This is a genomic window from Microlunatus sp. M237 (genome assembly GCF_056896895.1).
In genome coordinates this window covers 246,650-260,086 of sequence record NZ_JBXHBL010000001.1, presented here as the reverse complement: position 1 = coordinate 260,086, position 13,437 = coordinate 246,650, and the positions used below count along the sequence as shown (strand labels likewise).

Genomic DNA, 13,437 nt, shown 5'->3' with positions numbered 1-13,437 from the left:
CGGGTCAGCTTGGTGGTGTCCAGCACGGACCCGAGACCTCGGCGCTTCAGCTGCAGCGTGAGGTCGGCGACGTCGGAGGAGAGCGCGAGGGAGGTGATCATGGGCACCCCGATGCTAGTTCGTCGCAGCGCCGACAGCCCGCCGAGGCCACGATCCGGTCAACTGAGGCCGGTCACTGGGACCGCCAGCTGGGGGCCGGTCGAGTGGGGCCGACGAGGTCGGCCCGGCGGTCACGTCTGGTCGACCTGCAGGACGGCCTCGAACGCCCGGCCGAGGGCCGCGAAGTCGTCCGGGGTGACGGCCTCGACGAAGTTGCGACGGACCGCCTCGACGTGACTGGGTGCCGCCGTGGTCAGCAGCTCCCGGCCGACGGGGGTGAGCTGGGCCCAGACGCCGCGGCGGTCACTCGGGCAGGTGGTGCGCTGGACCAGCCCGGCCTTCTCCATCCGGGTAATGGTGTGGGTCAGCCGGGAGCGGGACTGGTGCACCGCGTCCGCCAGCTCAGACATCCGCAGCCGCTGGTCAGCGACCTCCTCGAGCGACACCAGGATCTCGTACTCGGCCAGGTCGATGCCGAACCGGCGCAGGTCCGCGTCCAGTTTCTCCGCCAGCCGGGCGCTGCCCAGCAGATAGGCGCGCCAGACCTGCTGCTGGGCTGGGCTGAGCCAGCGGGGCGGCTGAGGGTCGGGCATGCGCCGATCCTACGCCCGAGTGATTGACGTTTCAACTAGATCTCGCTACGCTGGGAATGAATTTGCAGCAGAAAGCATTTCCCTCGCATCAAGTTCTTCCATTACTTCCTCCTCAAGGAGCACTCCATGACTGAAGACGTCAGCGCGACCGGCTTGATCGCCGGCACCTGGAACATCGACCCCACCCACTCCGAGGTCGGGTTCACCGTCCGGCACCTGATGAGCAAGGTGCGCGGCAGCTTCACCGACTTCACCGGCACGATCGTCACGGGCGACACGCTGCAGGACTCGCGGGTGTCGGTGACCATCGCCACCGCCTCGATCAACACCAACAATGAGCAGCGCGACGGCCATCTGCGCAGCGCTGACTTCTTCGACCCGGCCAAGGGCGCCGAGCTGACGTTTGTCAGCACCGGCATCTCCGAGTCCGAGGACGGCTACGTCGTTGCCGGCGACCTGACCATCAACGGCGTCACCAAGTCGGTCGAGCTGGCGGCCGAGTTCCTCGGGGTGGCCACCGACGCGTTCGGCGCGACCCGGATCGGAGCGGAGGGGAAGACCACCATCAGCCGCAAGGACTTCGGCGTGGACTTCAACATGCCGCTCGAGGGCGGCAAGTTCCTGATCGGCGACAAGGTCGACATCACCCTCGCCGTGGAGGCCGTCCAGGCCTGACCGCGCAGGACGGCGCAGCTTCGAGCGCCCGAGGCTCCGCCCCAGGTCCGCCGGACCGGGGGCGGAGCTTCGCGCGTTGTGGGGCCGTTTCGCGCTAGGCTGCAGTTGCTACTGGCGAGTAACAACGTCCCGGGCGTCCCCGGGGACAGGAGATCGCGATGAAGCGCACCCTCTTCGACGAAGACCATCAGGCCTTCCGGCAGACCTGCCGGACCTTCGTGGACCGCGAGCTGCGCCCGCACCAGGAGAAGCACATCGCCGAGCACGAGTTCGGCCGCGAGATGTGGCTGGCGATGGGTCGCCAGGACCTGCTGGGTCTCAACATTCCGGCCGAGTACGGCGGTGCAGGAGTGGAGGACCCCCGGTTCTCGCTGGTGCTGGCCGAGGAGCTCAGCAAGCTGGCGTTCGCGTACTCCTCCTGCGTCGGCATCCACTCCGACTGCGTGGCGCCGTACCTGGTCGACCTGTGCACCGAGGAGCAGAAGAAGCGCTGGCTGCCCGGGTTTTGCACCGGTGAGCTGGTCACCGCGATCGCGATGACCGAGCCGTCCGGCGGCTCGGACCTGGCGGCACTGCGGACCACCGCCGTCCGGGCCGGCGACGACTGGGTCCTCAATGGCTCCAAGACCTTCATCACCAACGGCTATAGCGCCGACCTGGTGCTGGTCGCTGCCCGCACCAGCCCGGAGAAGAAGGCCCGGGGCATCACCTTGTTCGCGGTCGAGGCAGGGATGGCCGGATTCGAGCGCGGCCGCAAGCTGGACAAGGTCGGCCAGCCCGAGGCGGACACCTCCGAGCTGTTCTTCTCCGACGTACGGGTGCCGTCGAGCAATGTGATCGGTGAGGTCGACGCGGGATTCGGCTACATGATGGAGCGGCTGGTCGCCGAGCGGATCGGCGCCGCGGTCAACAACCTCGCCCATGCGCGTCAGATCCTGACCGAGACCCTGGACTACGTGAAGGAGCGCAAGGCCTTCGGCCAGGCCATCGGCAGCTTCCAGGCCAACAAGTTCGTCCTGGCGGAGCTGGTGACCAAGGCCGAGGTGGCGCAGGCATTCGTCGATGCCTGCGTCCTCGACCAGGTCGCGGGCACCCTGTCGGCGGTGGACGCGGCCAAGGCGAAGTGGTGGTCGGCCCAGGTGCAGAACGAGATCCTGGACGGCTGTGTGCAGCTGTGGGGCGGCTACGGCTACATGAACGAATACCGGGTGGCCCGTGCCTGGACCGACGCCCGGGTGGCCAAGATCTGGGCCGGCTCGAACGAGATCATGAAGGAGCTCATCGGCCGTGACCTCGGTCTGTGAGGACGCCCGGCCCGACCAGCCCCGGCCCGACCAGCCCCGGCCCGACCAGCAAGGAGCAATCCCGTGCCCGAAGCCGTGATCGTCTCCGCCGCACGTACCCCGATCGGCCGCGCCGGCAAAGGTTCGCTCACCGACGTACGCCCTGACGACCTCGCCGCCGGAGTGATCCAGGCGGCGCTGGACCGGCTGCCGGGGTTCGACCCGGACGAGCTGGACGATCTCTACCTCGGCTGCGCGGAGCCTCGCGATGAGCAGGGCGGCAACGTGGCCCGCCGGGTCGCGGTCCAGCTCGGCCTCGACGGTGTTCCGGCCGCCACCGTCAACCGGTTCTGTGCCTCCAGCGTGCAGACCGCGCGGATGGCCTTCCATGCGATCAAGGCGGGGGAGGGTCACGCCTTCGTCTCGGCCGGCGTCGAGTGCGTCTCGCGCTATCGCAACGCCGCGGGCGCGGATCTCGGCGGGGATGTCCACCCACTCTTCGACCCCGCGCAGGCACGGAGCGCCGCGACGGCGCAGAGCAACGTCCGCTGGCACGACCCCAGGCGCGACGGTCAGCTCCCCGACGTCTACATCGCCATGGGCCAGACCGCAGAGAACGTGGCCACCACGTACGGCATCACCCGCGCCGAGCAGGATGCGTACGCGGTGCGCTCGCAGCACCGGGCCGAGGAGGCGATCAGGACCGGCGTCTACGCCGACGAGATCGTCCCGGTCCTGCTGCCCGACGGCACCGTGACCAGCACCGACGACAGCCCGCGGGCCGGCACCACGCTGGACGGCATCGCAGGGCTGCGGCCCGCTTTCCGGACCGCCGGCACGGTCACCGCAGCGAACTGCTGCCCACTCAGCGACGGTGCCGCCGCGGTGGTGGTGATGAGCGACAGCCGCGCGGCCGAGCTCGGGCTGACGCCGCTGGCCCGGATCGTCGCCACCGGGGTCAGCGGTCTCAGCCCGGAGATCATGGGGATGGGCCCGGTCGAGGCGTCTCGGCAGGCGCTGGCCCGCGCCGGGCTGGACATCGCGGACATGGATCTGGTGGAGATCAACGAGGCCTTCGCGGTCCAGGTGATCGCCTCGGCCCGCGAGCTCGGGATCGACGATGAGCGGCTGAACGTGCACGGTGGGGCGATCGCGCTGGGTCACCCGTTCGGGGCGACCGGGGCGCGGATCATGACCACCCTGCTGAACGCCCTGCAGCGCCGCGACGCCGAGTTCGGGCTCGAGACGATGTGCGTCGGCGGCGGCCAAGGGATGGCCGTCATCCTGCAGCGCCTGTCCTGACCAGCACTCCACGCCCGTTCCCTGAGTTTTCCCAGAGAGAAAAGCCCCGTATCGTCCAGGGTGGTCAGCGATCGGTAGGCTCGCTGTTAGCCAGGTCACACGTGGTGCGACCCGGTCCGGATCGGGAACTAGCGTGGGAGCAAGAAATGACAGAGTCGTTGGAAGAACGGCTGTCGATGCGGTCGACCTCGGTGGGCGCGATGCTCCTGGAGCAGGTCAAGGCGTCCGGGCCGCGAGAGGCCTTCCGCTATCTGGATGACGGTCGCTGGGTCAGCCTGACCTGGGATGAGCTGAAGTCGTCGGCCTTCAGCCTGGCCGCCGGTCTGCTGTCGCTGGACGTGCAGCTGGAGAACCGGGTGGCGATCTCGAGCAGCACCCGGATGGAATGGGTGCTCGCCGACCTCGCCGTGATGTGTGCCGGTGGCGCAACCACGACGGTCTACCCGACCACCCAGCACGAGGACGTCGCCTACATCCTGGCCGACTCCGAGACGCGGGTGCTGATCGCCGAGGACGAGCTGCAGGTGGCCAAGGTGCTCGACCACCTCGACGACCTGCCGCTGCTGCGCAAGATCGTGCTGATCACCGGCCACGTCGACCACCCGCTGGTGATGGACTGGAAGCAGCTCCAGGCCGCCGGCCGTGACTATCTCGAGGCGAACCCGGGCGCCGTGGACCAGGCGATCGCCATGGTCGGCCCGCAGCATCTGTCCACGCTGATCTACACCTCCGGCACCACCGGCCGGCCCAAGGGCGTGCGGCTGGCGCAGGACGCCTGGACCTACATCGGGTCGGCGATCGAGGAGTTCGACATCCTCAGCCGCGACGACCTGCAATACCTGTGGCTGCCGCTCTCGCACGTGTTCGGCAAGGCGCTGATCGCCATCCAGCTGAAGATCGGCTTCGCCACCGCGATCGACGGCAACATCGACAAGATCGTCGAGAACCTGGGCGTGGTGAAGCCGACCTTCATGGCCGGCGCCCCGCGGATCTTCGAGAAGGTCCGTTCCAAGGTGATGATGGGCGCACAGAGCGGCGTCAAGGCCAAGATCTTCAACTGGGCCTTCGCCGTCGGAAACAAGACGGTGCCGATCCGGCTGCGGGGCGAGGAGCCCACCGGCCTGCTCGCCGCCCAGTACAAGCTCGCCGACAAGCTGGTGTTCAGCAAGATCAAGGACCGGATGGGTGGCCGGATCAGCTTCTTCATCTCCGGGTCGGCCGCGCTCAACCGCGACGTCCAGGAGTGGTTCTTCGCCGCCGGGCTCAAGGTGCTGGAGGCCTACGGGCTGACCGAGACCAGCGCCGCTGCCTGCGTCCCGGACCCGCGCAAGCCGCGGTTCGGCACCGTCGGCCCACCGGTCCCCGGCACCCAGGTCCGGATCGGCGACGACGGCGAGGTGTTCCTCTCCGGTCCCGGGGTGATGCAGGGATACCACAACCTGCCCGAGCTGACCGCCGAGTCGATCGTCGACGGCTGGTTCGCCACCGGTGACATCGGCGAGCTGGACGAGCTGGGCTACCTGCGGATCACCGACCGCAAGAAGGACCTGATCAAGACCTCCGGCGGCAAGTACGTCGCCCCGCAGAAGGTCGAGGGGATCCTCAAGGCCGCCTGCCCGTACCTCAGCCAGATCGTGGTGCACGGCGAGGGCCGCAAATATGTCACGGCTCTGATCGCCCTCGACCCCGACGCGATCCAGGACTGGGGGACCAAGAACGGGCTGGCCGAGCTGTCCTACGGTCAGCTGGTGGCGTCGCCCGCGGTGCACGCGATGGTGCAGGGCTTCGTCGATGACGCGAACCGGCAGCTGGAGCGGTGGGAGACCGTCAAGCGGTTCGAGATCCTGCCGAGCGAGCTCAGCATCGACGACGGTGAGGTCACCCCCAGCCTGAAGATCCGTCGCAAGGCGGTGGAGAAGAAGTACGAGCAGGTGCTGAACAGCCTCTACGACACGGTCTGAGCCCTGGGCCCGCGCGGCGGTCCGACCGAGCGCAGCGACGACTCCCGGACCACCAGCTCGGGTTGGAAGAGGACCTGCTCGTGGCTGAACGGCACTCCGGTCGTCGCGGCGTCGATCTCGCGCAGCAGCAGCTCGACGGCAGTGTGGCCCATGGTGGCTGCCGGCTGACGTACCGAGGTCAGCGGCACCACCGTCGCGCTGGCGAAGTCGATGTCGTCGTAGCCGACCAGGGCGATGTCGGTCGGCACCGAGAGGTCGCCGAGCATGGTGAAGGACTGGAGCAGCCCCACCGCGACCAGGTCGTTGGCCGCGAACACCCCGTCCGGGCGGTCGGCCGGGCGCCGCTCGACGATGTCCTGGCCCACCGCGCGGCCGTTGTGGACGGTGAGCCCCGCCTGGGACAGGATCTCCAGCTGGACGCCGCGATGCTCGGCGACCGCCTGGCTGGCGCCCTGCAGCCGGTCGGCGACCTGCAGGATGCTCAGCGGGCCGCCGACGAAAGCGATCCGGGCGCAGCCTTGCTCGATCAGGTGGCTGACGGCGAGATAGCCGCCGGCCACATCGTCGACCGAGACCGACGAGAAACCCCGCCCATCGGCCCGGCGGTCGACCAGCACGGTTGGCGTGCCCCGGTCCCGGAGCCGGGCGAGCCGGGCGAAGACATCGCCGATCGGCGAGACCAGCAGCCCTTGCACCCGCTGCTCCTCGAACAGGTCCATGTAGGCCGCCTCTCGGTCGGGCAGCTCGTCGCTGTTGCCCAGCAGCACCGACAGTCCTGCCTCGGCCGCGCGGGCCTCGGCCCCGCGACCGACCGCGGTGAAGAAGGGGTTGCTGACGTCCAGGACGACGAGTCCGACCGTACGGCTCTTGCCGGCGCGCAGCTGCCGGGCGGCGTCGTTGCGGACGAACCCCAGCTCGGCGATGGCGTCCTGGACCCGCTTGCGGGTGGCGTCGGCCACCTTCTCCGGCCGGTTCAGCACGTTCGAGACCGTGCCGAGGGCGACTCCGGCCCGCTCGGCGACGTCGCGGATGCTCACCGGGGGTTGGCTCACCATGGAGCCCATAGTGCCCGACGCGCCCGCACGCTGCAGTTCCGTTCCCGGGTGCCCCGCTCGTCGGTGATTGACAGGCCGGTCGGCCACGGATTAGCCTGCAGATGCTGAAACGATTCAAATCGCGCCTGCCGGTCTCCCGGTCGATGCGCCGCCACCGGTGACCCGGGTGCGGCGCTGCGGGCGCCAACCGAAGCCGGGCCAAAGCTACCGCTGGGACACGTCGTGTCTCGTCAACTCGATAGGACGCCATGACCACGTTCGCCGACATCGCCGATCTCCTCGCCGGACAGGCCATCGAGCTCCCCTCCTGGGCGTTCGGCAACTCCGGCACCCGCTTCCGCGTTTTCGGTCAGCCGGGCGTGCCACGGACCCCGCAGGAGAAGATCGCCGACGCCGCCACCGTGCATGCCCTCACCGGCCTCGCGCCCACCGTCGCGCTGCACATCCCGTGGGACAAGGTCGACGACTACGCCGCCCTGGGCGCCTACGCCGCCGACCACGGCGTCGCGCTGGGGACCATCAACTCCAACACGTTCCAAGACGACGACTACAAGTTCGGCAGCCTGACCCACGTCGACGAGCGGGTACGCGCCAAGGCGATCGCGCACATGCATGAGTGCATCGACATCATGGACGAGACCGGCTCGCGTGACCTGAAGATCTGGCTGGCCGACGGCACGAACTATCCCGGCCAGGGCGATCTCCGCGGCCGGCAGGACCGGCTGGGCGAGTCGCTGGCCGAGGTCTACGCCAGGCTCGGACCCGAGCAGCGGCTGGTGTTGGAGTACAAGTTCTTCGAGCCCGCCTTCTACGCCACCGACGTGCCCGACTGGGGCACCTCGTACGCTCACTGCCTGGCGCTGGGGGAGCGGGCGCTGGTCTGCCTGGACACCGGCCACCACGCCCCCGGGACCAACATCGAGTTCATCGTGGCGCAGCTGCTGCGACTGGGCCGGCTGGGCTCGTTCGACTTCAACTCCCGCTTCTACGCCGACGACGACCTGATCGTCGGCGCCGCCGACCCGTTCCAGCTGTTCCGGATCCTGTTCGAGGTCGTTCGGGGCGGAGGCTACGGTCCCGAGTCGCCGGTGGCGTTCATGCTCGACCAGTGCCACAACGTCGAAGCCAAGATCCCCGGGCAGATCCGCTCGGTCCTCAATGTGCAGGAGATGACGGCGCGGGCCTTGCTGGTGGACCGGGCGGCACTGGCGGAGGCGGAGCGAGCCGGTGACGTGCTCGGCGCCAACGCGGTCATGATGGACGCGTTCTACACCGATGTCCGAGCTGACCTCGCCGACTGGCGCGCCTCTCGTGGGCTGCCGGCCGACCCGATGGCGGCGTACCGGTCCAGCGGCTATCAGGAGCGCATCAACGCCGAGCGGGTCGGCGGCGACCAGGCCGGCTGGGGCGCCTGAGAGCGTCTCGAACCGACGATCGACCATCTCCCGAGACCGACGAGGACCATCGTGACCAACGAAGTGCAGGCCCTGATCGCCCGCTCCAACCGCCTGGGCGCCGACCCCCGCAACACCAACTACGCCGGCGGCAACACCTCGGCCAAAGGGACCGCCGCCGACCCGGTGACCGGGCAGGACGTCTCGCTGCTGTGGGTCAAGGGCAGTGGCGGTGACCTCGGCACGCTGACCGAGCAGGGACTCGCCGTGCTCCGGCTGGACCGGGTGCAGGCGCTGGTCGCGACCTACGAGTCGTGGGGCGAGCAGGCGCTCGACCGCGAGGACGAGATGGTGACGGCCTTCGACTACTGCCTGCACGGTAAGGGCGGCGCGGCACCGTCGATCGACACCGCCATGCACGGCCTGGTCGACGCCCCCCACGTCGACCACCTGCACCCCGACGCCGGCATCGCGATCGCCGCGGCCGCCGACGGCGAGGAGCTCACCCGCACCATCTTCGGCGAGCGGGTGGTCTGGGTGCCGTGGCGGCGGCCCGGGTTCCAGCTGGGGCTGGACATCGCCCGGATCAAGCAGGCCAACCCGCAGGCGATCGGCACCATCCTCGGCGGGCACGGGATCACGGCCTGGGGCGACAGCAGCGACGAGGCGGAGGCCAACTCCAGCTGGATCATCACCACCGCCCAGCGCTATCTCGACCAGCACGGCTCGGCGGAGCCGTTCGGGCCACCGCTGCCCGGGTACGCCCCGCTGCCGGTCGCCGAGCGTCGGGCCAAGGCTGCCGCGCTGGCCCCGCATCTGCGTGCGCTGGCCTCCGCCGACCGTCCGGTGGTCGGCCACTTCACCGACTCCGACGAGGTGCTGCAGTTCCTCGCCGCCACCGAGCATCCCCGGCTGGCTGCCCTCGGCACCTCCTGCCCCGATCACTTCCTGCGGACCAAGGTGAAGCCGCTGGTGCTCGACCTGCCGGCTGACGCCGACGTCGCCGACGCCGTGGCCCGGCTGGCGGAGCTGCACACGCAGTACCGCGAGGACTATCAGGCCTACTACGACCGCTACGCCACGCCGGAGTCGCCCGCCATCCGCGGCGCCGATCCCGCCATCATCTTGGTGCCCGGCGTCGGGATGTTCTCCTACGGCGCCACCAAGCAGACCGCCCGGGTGGCCGGGGAGTTCTACCTCAACGCCGTTGCGGTGATGCGGGGCGCGGAGTCGGTGTCGACGTACGCCCCGATCGACGAGAGTGAGAAGTTCCGGATCGAGTACTGGGCCCTGGAGGAGGCCAAGCTGCAGCGGATGCCCGCGCCCCGCTCGCACGCCGGCCGGATCGCGTTGGTCACCGGCGCGGCCAGCGGCATCGGCAAGGCCGTCGCCACCAGGCTCGCCGCCGAAGGCGCCTGCGTGGTGATCGCCGACCTCACGCTGGAGGCGGCCCAGGCGGCCGCCGCCGAGCTCGGCGGCACCGACGTGGCCGTCGGGGTCCAGGCCGACGTCACCGACGCGGCTGCGGTCCGGGCCGCGGTGGAGTCGGCGGTGCTCGCCTTCGGCGGGTTGGACCTGGTGGTCAACAACGCCGGGCTGTCGGTGTCGAAGCCGTTGCTGGAGACCACCGAGGCCGACTGGGATCTGCAGCACGACGTGATGGCCAAGGGCTCCTTCCTGGTCTCGCAGGCCGCGGCCGCGGTGATGATCGACCAGGGCCTCGGCGGGGACATCGTCTACATCTCGTCCAAGAACTCGGTCTTCGCCGGCCCCAACAACGTCGCCTACAGCGCGACCAAGGCCGACCAGGCCCACCAGGTGCGCCTCCTCGCCGCCGAGCTGGGGGAGCACGGCATCCGGGTCAACGGCATCAACCCCGACGGGGTGGTCCGGGGCAGTGGCATCTTCGCCGGTGGCTGGGGCGCCAAGCGGGCCGCGGTCTATGGGGTGCCGGAGGAGGAGCTCGGGGCGTACTACGCGCAACGCACGCTGCTCAAGCGGGAGGTGCTGCCCGTCCACGTCGCCAACGCCGCCGCCGTGCTGACCTCCAACGAGCTCAGCCACACCACCGGGCTGCACATCCCCGTCGACGCCGGCGTCGCCGCCGCCTTCCTCCGCTGAGGCGGGATCCGGTGCCGACGAAGGTGTTCGGGGCGGTCGACATCGGCGCCTCCGGCGGCCGGGTGATGGCGGGACTGGTCACCGGTGGCCGGGTCGAGCTGGAGGTGGTGCACCGCTTCGCGAACGGCGTGACCGAACGCGACGGATCGCTGTTCTGGGACGTCCGAGGGCTGTACGAGCAGGTGCTGACCGGACTGACCGAGCTGGCGCGCCGCCATCGCGAGGTGGTCAGCATCGGGATCGACACCTGGGCGGTGGACTACGGGCTGCTCGACGCCGACGGTGCTCTGGTCGGCGACCCTTGGGCGTACCGTGATGCCCGGACCGTGCCGGTGATCGACGGCGTGCACGAGCGCGTCGGTCCGGCCGAGCTCTATGACGTCACCGGGCTGCAGTACCTGCCGTTCAACACGATCTACCAGCTGGCCGCGGAGGTGGGCGGTGACCGCTGGCCGCGGGCGGCCCGGATGCTGTTGCTGCCTGACCTGCTGACCTACTGGCTGACCGGGGTGGTGCAGGCGGAGGCGACCAACGCCTCGACCACTGCGCTGTTCGACGCGACCCGGCAGGAGTGGTCGCGGCCGCTGCTGGAGCGGCTGGGGATCGACGCCTCGCTGCTGCCGTCGATCCGGCAGGCCGGCAGTGTGTCCGGACCGGTCACCGCGGAGGTGGCCGAGCGGACCGGGCTGGGCACCGCCACGGTGGTCACCGCGGTGGGCTCGCACGACACCGCTTCGGCGGTGGTCGCCGTCCCCGCCACCCGGAGCGACTTCGCCTACATCTCGTCCGGCACCTGGTCGCTGGTGGGGGTCGAGCTCGACGCACCCATCCGAACCGAGGCGAGCCGGCTGGCCAACTTCACCAACGAGGCCGGGGTGGACGGCCGGATCCGCTATCTCCGCAACGCCTCCGGGTTGTGGCTGCTGCAGGAGTCGCTGCGGCAGTGGTCAGACTCCGGCGAGGCCGTCGACCTGCCGACGCTGTTGGCGCAGGCGGCCACGCTGCCGTCCGGGGGTCCGACGATCGACGTCGACGACGACGCATTGATCGCCCCGGGCCGGATGGCGGACCGGATCGTCGACGCCTGTGTCCGGACCGGTCAACGCCCACCCGAGGGCCCGGCCGCTCTCACCCGGTGCATCCTCGACTCGCTCGCCGTGGCGTACGCCGAGATCCTTCGGCAGGCGGTCGAGCTGTCGGGCCGGCCGGTATCGGTGGTGCACGTGGTCGGCGGCGGCTCGCAGAACGCGCTGCTGTGCCAGCTCACCGCCGACCGCTGCGGGATGGCGGTGGTGGCCGGTCCGGTGGAGGCCACGGCGCTCGGCAACGTGCTGGTGCAGGCGCGCGCCCATGGCGCCGTGGCCGGGTCGCTGGAGGACCTGCGACGGCTGGTGGCCGAGCACAGCACGCTGACCACCTACTGGCCGAGCTGACCGGGGACCCGCTCAGGAGTCGGAGTGGTCCTTCGGCTCAGCCATGAGTCGGTGGGCCTGGCTCTTGGCGGCGTCGGGCAGCACCTTATTGGCCAGGCCCTGGGCCTTGGTCTTCAGCGAGCCGGCGGTCAGCTTGTCGCGGCCGGACATCAGCGCCTCGAATCCCTGTTTGGCCACCTGGGCGGGGTCGTCCTTGCTGCCCTGTCCGACGGGGGTGTCGTCCATCTCGGCCCGGTCGAAGAAGTCGGTGTCGGTGGGCCCGGGCATCAGCGAGGTCAAGGTCACGTCGGTGTCCTTGAGCTCGTTCTGCAGCGCCTCCACGAAGGACTGCAGGAACGACTTCGAGGCGTTGTAGACCGCCTGGAACGCGCCCGGCATGGTGGCGGCGATGGAAGAGGTGACCAGCAGCCGGCCCTCGTTGCGGGCGACCATGTCGGGCAGCACCAGCTTCGCCAGATGGACCGTGCTCATCACATTGAGCCGGATGAGGTCCAGCTCGTCCTCGAGCGGGGTCTCCACGAACGGGCCGCCGCGGCCGACGCCCGCGTTGAGCGCGGCTGCCGCGACCGGCTGACCGCCCGCCATCACCGCGGCGTAGAGGTCCTCGACCCCCGCACCCGTCCGCAGGTCCACCTGGTGGAACCGCACCACAGCACCGAGCGCCCGCAGGTCTGCGGCGGCGACCTCCAAGCCGTCGTCCTCGGCGCACAGGAACAGGTCGAAGTCGTGCTCGGCGAACTCCCGGGCCAACTCGAGCCCGATGCCGCTGGAGGCCCCCGTGATCAGGGCCAGAGGTCTGGTGATGGTCATGGCAGTCCCGATACCCCCGACGGCGGCGCCCAACCCGCGTGTTCGTGGTCGAGCCCTGTCGTGGCGAGGGTCGAAGCCACCGGTGTACACCGGGGCAGTCTGTACGGCGTCTTTGGCAGCAAGCACGGGCTGTTCCTGCGGGTTCTCGATGCGGTCGACGCGACCGAGACCGGCTCAGCGGAACGGCTCGACGTGATCCTTGTCGGCCTGCTCGAACTCGCCCCGACCGATCCACGGGTCCGCGAGCGGATTCGGCCCCTCCTCGATGCACACGGCATCACCGAAACCCACCTAGGCAGTCGCCTGCTGGCCCGCGCAGGGCTGCATCGGCAGAAAGAGTCGGCATGAGCAGCAACAGAGTCACCCTCACCCGGAGCACCTGGTGGTTGAGCCGGTCGGCGTGAACAAGGTGTGGTCGTTCACGCGCCGCCTGAAGTTCCCGCTCGAGCACGTCCGGGGAGCCACCTTCGATCCGGGCATCAGAGACGAGCCGAAGGGCTGGCGGGGTCCCGGTCTCGGTCTGCCGGGGAAGCTGGTCGGCACCTTCCACGCCCACGGCAACAAGCAGTTCTGGAACATCTCCGGCTACGAGCGCGCCGTCGTCATCACCCTTGACCCCGCGGAGCGGTTCGACCGCCTGGTGATCACCGTCGACGACCCGCACCAGGTGGTCGACGCCATCAATAGCGCCCTCGGTGCGCGCTAGGACCG

12 protein-coding genes are annotated in these 13,437 nt (G+C 69.8%); 9 read left to right on the top strand and 3 right to left on the bottom strand.

Annotation, left to right across the window (positions count from 1 at the left end; translation table 11 throughout):
• Nucleotides 1-230 precede the first annotated feature (230 nt).
• Entirely contained in the window at nucleotides 231-692 is a 462-nt protein-coding gene (locus AC1XX3_RS01215; RefSeq protein WP_483319253.1) for a MarR family winged helix-turn-helix transcriptional regulator, read from the bottom strand.
• A 126-nt stretch (nucleotides 693-818) separates the two neighbouring features.
• Here AC1XX3_RS01215 and AC1XX3_RS01210 point away from each other — a divergent pair, with 126 nt between their 5' ends.
• The 4 genes from AC1XX3_RS01210 (at nucleotide 819) to AC1XX3_RS01195 (ending at nucleotide 5,913) form a co-directional block, all read left to right on the top strand.
• Nucleotides 819-1,367: a YceI family protein gene (locus AC1XX3_RS01210; protein WP_483319252.1), complete on the top strand. Its 549-nt coding sequence runs from the start codon at nucleotides 819-821 to the stop codon at nucleotides 1,365-1,367.
• Between the two features lie 158 nt (nucleotides 1,368-1,525).
• On the top strand, nucleotides 1,526-2,671 hold the full coding sequence (locus tag AC1XX3_RS01205; protein ID WP_483319251.1) for an acyl-CoA dehydrogenase family protein: 1,146 nt from the start codon (nucleotides 1,526-1,528) through the stop codon (nucleotides 2,669-2,671).
• A 63-nt stretch (nucleotides 2,672-2,734) separates the two neighbouring features.
• Complete coding sequence (locus tag AC1XX3_RS01200; RefSeq protein WP_483319250.1) at nucleotides 2,735-3,952, top strand: acetyl-CoA C-acetyltransferase; 1,218 nt, start codon at nucleotides 2,735-2,737, stop codon at nucleotides 3,950-3,952.
• A gap of 146 nt (nucleotides 3,953-4,098) precedes the next feature.
• The gene (locus tag AC1XX3_RS01195) at nucleotides 4,099-5,913 is read left to right on the top strand and encodes an AMP-dependent synthetase/ligase (RefSeq protein ID WP_483319249.1); all 1,815 of its coding nucleotides are present in this window, start codon (nucleotides 4,099-4,101) and stop codon (nucleotides 5,911-5,913) included.
• On the opposite strand, the gene AC1XX3_RS01190 is transcribed toward AC1XX3_RS01195, so the two are convergent.
• A complete protein-coding gene (locus AC1XX3_RS01190; protein ID WP_483319248.1) occupies nucleotides 5,898-6,968 on the bottom strand; it encodes a LacI family DNA-binding transcriptional regulator in 1,071 nt (356 codons plus the stop codon). The two genes, AC1XX3_RS01195 and AC1XX3_RS01190, sit on opposite strands and share 16 nt — an antisense overlap.
• Before the next feature lie 248 nt (nucleotides 6,969-7,216).
• Between AC1XX3_RS01190 and rhaI the strand changes: the two genes are divergently transcribed.
• Genes rhaI through AC1XX3_RS01175 form a run of 3 tightly spaced genes read left to right on the top strand, consistent with a single transcriptional unit; the run spans nucleotide 7,217 to nucleotide 11,916 of the window.
• Entirely contained in the window at nucleotides 7,217-8,383 is a 1,167-nt protein-coding gene (gene rhaI / locus AC1XX3_RS01185; RefSeq protein WP_483319247.1) for an L-rhamnose isomerase, read from the top strand.
• Nucleotides 8,384-8,434: 51 nt separating this feature from the next.
• Nucleotides 8,435-10,483: a bifunctional aldolase/short-chain dehydrogenase gene (locus tag AC1XX3_RS01180; protein WP_483319246.1), complete on the top strand. Its 2,049-nt coding sequence runs from the start codon at nucleotides 8,435-8,437 to the stop codon at nucleotides 10,481-10,483.
• 11 nt (nucleotides 10,484-10,494) lie between these two features.
• Nucleotides 10,495-11,916 (top strand): rhamnulokinase, encoded by a 1,422-nt coding sequence (locus AC1XX3_RS01175; RefSeq protein ID WP_483319245.1) that lies wholly within the window; start codon nucleotides 10,495-10,497, stop codon nucleotides 11,914-11,916.
• A 12-nt stretch (nucleotides 11,917-11,928) separates the two neighbouring features.
• Here AC1XX3_RS01175 and AC1XX3_RS01170 read toward each other — a convergent pair whose 3' ends face one another.
• Nucleotides 11,929-12,726 carry an SDR family NAD(P)-dependent oxidoreductase gene (locus tag AC1XX3_RS01170; protein ID WP_483319244.1) on the bottom strand — a complete coding sequence of 266 codons (798 nt, stop codon included), beginning with the start codon at nucleotides 12,724-12,726 and terminating at the stop codon, nucleotides 11,929-11,931.
• A 60-nt stretch (nucleotides 12,727-12,786) separates the two neighbouring features.
• On the opposite strand from AC1XX3_RS01170, the gene AC1XX3_RS01165 reads away from it, so the two are divergent.
• Complete coding sequence (locus tag AC1XX3_RS01165; RefSeq protein WP_483319243.1) at nucleotides 12,787-13,074, top strand: hypothetical protein; 288 nt, start codon at nucleotides 12,787-12,789, stop codon at nucleotides 13,072-13,074.
• Nucleotides 13,075-13,108: 34 nt separating this feature from the next.
• Nucleotides 13,109-13,432: a hypothetical protein gene (locus tag AC1XX3_RS01160; protein WP_483319242.1), complete on the top strand. Its 324-nt coding sequence runs from the start codon at nucleotides 13,109-13,111 to the stop codon at nucleotides 13,430-13,432.
• Nucleotides 13,433-13,437 lie beyond the last annotated feature (5 nt).

Excerpts from the sequence above, each read along its gene's own strand:
- AC1XX3_RS01215 (WP_483319253.1), bottom strand. The coding sequence starts at position 692 with ATGCCCGACCCTCAGCCGCCCCGCTGGCTCAGCCCAGCCCAGCAGCAG.
- AC1XX3_RS01195 (WP_483319249.1), top strand. The coding sequence starts at position 4,099 with ATGACAGAGTCGTTGGAAGAACGGCTGTCGATGCGGTCGACCTCGGTG.
- AC1XX3_RS01210 (WP_483319252.1), top strand. The coding sequence starts at position 819 with ATGACTGAAGACGTCAGCGCGACCGGCTTGATCGCCGGCACCTGGAAC.
- rhaI (WP_483319247.1), top strand. The coding sequence starts at position 7,217 with ATGACCACGTTCGCCGACATCGCCGATCTCCTCGCCGGACAGGCCATC.
- AC1XX3_RS01190 (WP_483319248.1), bottom strand. The coding sequence starts at position 6,968 with ATGGTGAGCCAACCCCCGGTGAGCATCCGCGACGTCGCCGAGCGGGCC.
- AC1XX3_RS01170 (WP_483319244.1), bottom strand. The coding sequence starts at position 12,726 with ATGACCATCACCAGACCTCTGGCCCTGATCACGGGGGCCTCCAGCGGC.
- AC1XX3_RS01205 (WP_483319251.1), top strand. The coding sequence starts at position 1,526 with ATGAAGCGCACCCTCTTCGACGAAGACCATCAGGCCTTCCGGCAGACC.